Below are 681 nucleotides of genomic sequence, written 5' to 3' on the forward strand. Positions count from 1 at the left end.
CCGGAACAGGGGGGTGCTCTGATGCACCGAGGTGAGGTTATCCCGCAGATCGTAGTGCCAGCTCTCTTTCGTCTGCGACAGCGCAGAGTGAGGGGATTGGCCCGTCCAGCGCTCAGTGACGCGGCCATAGCGGTCGTACCGCAGCCCGGAATGCAGCACCCCCTGGGTCCGGCCGGTTTCCCGGTGCAGGGCGTCGCGGCTGAATTCGGTGATAAGCCGGGAGTCCAGCATCATCTGAAGTGCGTGACCGCTGCCGTAGTAAAAGGTTTTCAGCGAACGGCCGTCCGGCAGGGTGACCGCCGTGCGGTTGCCAGGGGCATCGTACTGATAGCCCACGGCACCGTTGATGCCGTCCTCTGCAGTCAGTTGCCCGACCCGGTCATAATCGAGCCGCAGCTGCTGCGCAGTGCCATCATTTTGCGGAGTAAATACCGCCTCCGTCAGGCGACCGGCAGGGCTGTATGCATACTCCGTTACGCCGTCCGGCGTGAGTTTCGCTTTCAGCTGCCCGCTCAGGTCACGGGTGAACTGGTGCGTCAGCGCATGCCCGCTGTTCGCAGCAAAAGTGCGGCGGATGGCGCGGTTACACTCGTCATAGTCGTAACGGGTGATCACATCATCCAGCCCGATTTCTTCCGTCAGGCGATCGTTTGTTCCCCAGTTAAACCGGTACGTTTCTCC

General features: G+C 61.8%; 1 pseudogene. It reads right to left on the reverse strand.

Annotated elements, in window-relative coordinates:
- A pseudogene (locus tag D6C13_RS25340) lies at positions 1-681 on the reverse strand (RHS repeat domain-containing protein); the annotation flags it as partial.

Source organism: Rahnella woolbedingensis, assembly GCF_003602095.1.
GTDB lineage: Bacteria > Pseudomonadota > Gammaproteobacteria > Enterobacterales > Enterobacteriaceae > Rahnella > Rahnella woolbedingensis.